The sequence below is a fragment of the Zhongshania sp. genome (assembly GCF_041623545.1).
Classification (GTDB): Bacteria; Pseudomonadota; Gammaproteobacteria; order Pseudomonadales; family Spongiibacteraceae; genus Spongiibacter.
This window is the reverse complement of the sequence record NZ_JBFJWS010000269.1, coordinates 1-4,389: the sequence shown is the minus strand read 5'-3', so window position 1 is coordinate 4,389 and position 4,389 is coordinate 1. Positions and strand designations below refer to the sequence as shown.

The following is a 4,389-nucleotide window of genomic DNA, read 5'->3' as shown; positions in this document are numbered from 1 at the left end:
TGGTGCCCAGAGACGGAATCGAACCGCCGACACGAGGATTTTCAATCCTCTGCTCTACCGACTGAGCTATCTGGGCATATTTGAGAGCTTTGGCTGCTTCTCAGAAGGCGCGTATTAAACCCGTTCCTAATCGGCGAGTCAAGCCCCAAAAACAATGACTTATTCGCTGGGTGGTACGTAGCCTTCTGCTTTTTCGTATTCTTCGCCTGAGAAGAACTTTTCCATCTCGGCTTGTAGGAATTTACGTGAGGCTGGGTCCATCATGCTCAGGTGTTTTTCGTTGATCAGCATGGTTTGGTGGGCGTGCCATTCTTCCCAGGCCTTTTTGGAGACGTTTTCGAAGATGTCCTGACCTTTGGGGCCTGGGTACGGGGCTTTGTCTAAGCCTTCAAGGTCTTGCTGATATTTTTTACAGAATACGGTGCGGGTCATGCGCTTTGTTTCCTTAGTAAATCTTGGCTGAATACGGCGTCGAGCAGTTTTTTGACGGGTGCCGCCAAGCCGACTTGCTGATTGCTGTGCCCCTTATACCAGAGCATCTCGCGGGGTTCCATGGTCGTGCTGATATCACTCTTAAGTTTGATGTGCAGCGGGGTGATATCAAGATGAAAATGGCTGAAAGTATGGCGCATGCTTGGCCAAGCTTGGGTGCTGCCTTTGGCGTTAAGAGTGTTGTCGAGGTAATGGGCGGCGGCATCTGCATCGGTTGCTTCAGGTAGGCTCCACAGCCCCCCCCAAATACCGCTGTTGGGTCTCTGTTCTAAGAGGATTTCGCCAGCTGGATTTTCAATGATGAGCAGATGAATTTGGCGAACAGGGGGCACCTTTTTAGGCTTTTTGCCGGGGTAGTTGGTCTGGGTTCCAGCTGCGTAGGCCGCGCACCCTGATTGCACCGGACATTCTGGGCACTTTGGTTTGCTGCGAGTGCAGAGGGTGGCGCCGAGATCCATGATGGCTTGGGTGTAGTCGGCTACGCGCTTTTTGGGGGTGAGGTCTTCGGCCAGCAGCCACAATTGGTTTTCGACATCTTTTAGCCCCGGCCAGCCGTCGATGGCGGCGTAGCGGCTGAGTACCCGCTTTACATTGCCATCGAGGATTGGTGCGCGGCCGCCAATGGCGATGGAGTAGATTGCGGCGGCGGTGGAACGGCCAATACCTGGCAGGGTTTGGATGGTCTCGGGGTCCTTGGGAAATACGCCTCCGAAGTCTTCGCAAATCATTTTGGCGGCTTTGTGCAGGTTGCGGGCGCGGGCGTAGTAGCCGAGGCCGGTCCATAGCGCGAGCACCTCGTCGTTAGGCGCAAGTGCGAGGCTGACTATGTCGGGGAAGCGCGCCATAAAACGCTGGTAATACGGTATTACCGTGCTGACCTGAGTTTGTTGCAACATGATTTCGGACACCCAGACCCGATAGGGGCTGATGTCTTGTTGCCAGGGTAGGTCTTTACGGCCGGCAATATCAAACCACTTCAGCAGTTGCTGGCTAAATACCTGTTTACTCATGAAGTTGGGCGTTGCCACTGCCAGAAAGTGTGGGTGGCGGTAAAGCCCAGCTCAGAGAATAGGTTGATTAGCTCTGGCGCGTGGCTTAAGTCGGCGGATATAGACTGCAGGTCATCTGGTAATTGCTTCATGGCCTGAATGATTAGCTGCCGGGCAACCCCGCGTCGGCGGGTGATTTCCCTTACTGACAATTGGGCGAGTTGGTAGTCGCCGTCGTATATTGGCGTTAGGGTGCAAGCCGAGATGAGGCGGCCATTAAAGCGGCCACCAAAGAGGATTATTTTGCCTGCCGCCGCCTGTGCCACCAGCTTGGCGCTGGTGCCGGGGTAGAGGATTTCCAGATCATTGCTGTCTTGCGGGTCTGGTTTAGTGATGTTTTCTGCGTATACGGGCATTTATGACGTTTCTGCTTGGTGTAATACGGTTCGGGATTTTTTATAATACCTTATTGTAAGCAAATAACCGATGAGGCGTCGATGAACGAGCGCAAAGCTACGATCAGCCGTAATACCCTAGAGACGCAGATTACTGTGACAGTAAACCTAGACGGCACGGGTAAATCCCATTTTGAGACCGGGGTTCCCTTTCTGGACCATATGATGGATCAAATCGCCCGTCACGGTCTAATTGATTTAAACGTCCATGCGGTAGGTGATTTGCATATTGACGCTCATCACACGGTTGAAGACATTGGCATCACTATGGGCCAGGCTTTTGCCGAGGCGATTGGCGACAAAAAAGGTATTACTCGCTATGGTCACGCCTATGTGCCGCTGGACGAGGCTTTGTCGCGAGTTGTTATCGACTTTTCTGGTCGCGCTGGTCTTGAATACCATGTGCCGTATACCCGTGGCAGCGTGGGTGGCTTTGACGTGGATCTGTTCTCTGAATTTTTCCATGGCTTTGTGAATCACGCCAAGGTAACCCTGCATATCGATAATCTGCGTGGTAAAAACACTCACCATCAGGCCGAAACCGTGTTTAAAGCCTTTGGCCGCGCCCTGCGCATGGCCTTGCAGGCGGATGAGCGGATGGCGGGTATTACGCCTTCTACCAAAGGTAGTCTCTAGGATTTTTCGATATGAGTAAGTCTTCCGTTGCCGTAATCGATTACGGCATGGGTAATTTGCACTCGGTGGCCAGTGCCCTCGAGAAGGTTGGCGATGGCGTTAAGGTCATGGTCACCGATTGCCCCGAAACAATTTTAAGCGCTGATCGGGTGATTTTCCCCGGTGTGGGCGCGATTCGCGACTGCATGGCGGAGCTGAAATCCCGCGGCTTAGACGAGGTAATTCAGGAAGTGGCGGCGCAAAAGCCGTTGCTCGGTATTTGCCTTGGCATGCAGGCCCTGCTGGAAACCAGTGAAGAGAACGGCGGCGTTGAATGCTTAGACGTATTGCCGGGCGCAGTAAAATTCTTTGGCAGTGATCTGCGCGATGCTGCGGGCGGCCGACTTAAGGTCCCGCACATGGGTTGGAATAACGTCGTCCAAGCCATTGAGCACCCGCTGTGGGCGGGTATTCCCGATGCGAGCCGTTTCTATTTTGTGCACAGCTACTATGTAGACGCGCCAGAGTTTGTGGCGGGTAGTTGCGACTACGGCGTGCAAGTGCACGCCGCTCTGGCCTGCGATAATGTATTTGCCGTGCAGTTTCACCCTGAAAAAAGCGGTGATATGGGCCTGCGTTTACTGAGCAATTTTTTGAACTGGGATCGCCCTGCGGCCTTCTTCCCAGTGACTGACTAATATTAAGGTTTCACTATGCTGATTATTCCCGCGATTGATTTAAAAGACGGCCATTGCGTGCGCCTGCGTCAGGGCGAAATGGATGATGCGACTGTTTACGGTAGTGATCCCGTTGAAATGGCGGCGCGCTGGGTTGCGGAAGGTTGCCGTCGTCTGCATTTGGTCGATCTGAACGGCGCCTTTGAAGGCAAGCCTATGAATGGCGAGGCGGTTAGCGCCATTGCCAAAGCCTACCCGAATCTGCCGATTCAGATTGGCGGTGGTATTCGCTCACTGCATACCATTGAGCAGTATTTAGATGCCGGTGTGAATTACGTGATTATCGGGACGAAGGCGGTTAAAGAGCCTAAGTTTGTTGCCGAGGCCTGTAAGGCCTTTCCTGGCTCGGTGATTGTTGGTCTGGATGCCAAAGACGGTTTAGTGGCAACTGATGGCTGGGCGGAAGTGTCAACCTTGCTGGCCACCGAATTGGCTAAGCGTTTTGAACAAGACGGCGTGGATTCCATTGTTTATACCGACATCGCCCGCGACGGCATGATGCAGGGCGTGAACATTGACGCGACTGTTGCGATGGCCAAGGCTTCTGGCCTGCCAGTGATTGCTTCTGGCGGCGTAACCAATATGGATGATATTCGCGCCCTGCAAGCGGTGGCGGATGCCGGTATTCTTGGGGCCATCACTGGTCGCGCGATTTACGAAGGCCAGCTTGATTTGCGCGAAGCGCAAAGCTATTGCGACGGCAAGGCTAAATAGACCCGAACAGGACAGTATCATGGCTTTGGCTAAACGTATTATTCCCTGCCTAGATGTCGACAAAGGTCGCGTAGTAAAAGGCGTGAACTTTGTTGGTATTCGCGACGCCGGTGATCCGGTAGAAGTCGCCAAGCGCTATAACGAGCAGGGCGCGGATGAGATTACGTTCTTAGATATTACCGCCACGCACGAAGGCCGAGAAACCACTGCGCACATTGTTGAGCAGATTGCTGCCGAGGTGTTTATACCGCTGACGGTTGGCGGCGGTATTCGCGAAATAAAAGATATTCGCGCCATGCTCAATGCGGGTGCTGATAAGGTCGGTATTAACTCGGCTGCTATTCATCGGCCTGATTTTGTTAAAGAAGCGGCTGATCGTTTTGGCTC

The 4,389-nt window shown here is 53.2% G+C and carries 7 protein-coding genes and 1 tRNA gene; 4 read left to right on the top strand and 4 right to left on the bottom strand.

Going from position 1 to position 4,389, the window contains the following annotated elements; translation table 11 throughout:
* The 4 genes from ABYT30_RS16145 to ABYT30_RS16130 form a co-directional block, all read right to left on the bottom strand.
* Window positions 1–76: transfer RNA gene (locus ABYT30_RS16145), tRNA-Phe, on the bottom strand.
* Window positions 77–159: 83 nt separating this feature from the next.
* Complete coding sequence (locus ABYT30_RS16140) at window positions 160–432, bottom strand: oxidative damage protection protein (protein WP_184462513.1); 273 nt, start codon at window positions 430–432, stop codon at window positions 160–162.
* Window positions 429–1,502, bottom strand: a complete 1,074-nt coding sequence (gene mutY, locus ABYT30_RS16135; RefSeq protein WP_373097497.1) for an A/G-specific adenine glycosylase — start codon at window positions 1,500–1,502, stop codon at window positions 429–431. Before mutY ends, ABYT30_RS16140 begins: the two co-directional genes overlap by 4 nt.
* Window positions 1,499–1,897, bottom strand: a complete 399-nt coding sequence (locus tag ABYT30_RS16130; RefSeq protein WP_373084853.1) for an acetyl-CoA sensor PanZ family protein — start codon at window positions 1,895–1,897, stop codon at window positions 1,499–1,501. Before ABYT30_RS16130 ends, mutY begins: the two co-directional genes overlap by 4 nt.
* Before the next feature lie 81 nt (window positions 1,898–1,978).
* Here ABYT30_RS16130 and hisB point away from each other — a divergent pair, with 81 nt between their 5' ends.
* From hisB to hisF, 4 genes are all read left to right on the top strand, one after another.
* The gene (hisB, locus tag ABYT30_RS16125) at window positions 1,979–2,572 is read left to right on the top strand and encodes an imidazoleglycerol-phosphate dehydratase HisB (RefSeq protein WP_373084094.1); all 594 of its coding nucleotides are present in this window, start codon (window positions 1,979–1,981) and stop codon (window positions 2,570–2,572) included.
* An 11-nt stretch (window positions 2,573–2,583) separates the two neighbouring features.
* Window positions 2,584–3,249, top strand: a complete 666-nt coding sequence (gene hisH, locus ABYT30_RS16120; RefSeq protein WP_373084085.1) for an imidazole glycerol phosphate synthase subunit HisH — start codon at window positions 2,584–2,586, stop codon at window positions 3,247–3,249.
* Window positions 3,250–3,264: 15 nt separating this feature from the next.
* Window positions 3,265–4,002 (top strand): 1-(5-phosphoribosyl)-5-[(5-phosphoribosylamino)methylideneamino]imidazole-4-carboxamide isomerase, encoded by a 738-nt coding sequence (gene hisA, locus ABYT30_RS16115; protein ID WP_373084087.1) that lies wholly within the window; start codon window positions 3,265–3,267, stop codon window positions 4,000–4,002.
* Between the two features lie 19 nt (window positions 4,003–4,021).
* Window positions 4,022–4,389 (top strand): imidazole glycerol phosphate synthase subunit HisF (gene hisF / locus ABYT30_RS16110; RefSeq protein ID WP_373097496.1); only part of this gene is annotated, 368 nt, incomplete at its 3' end.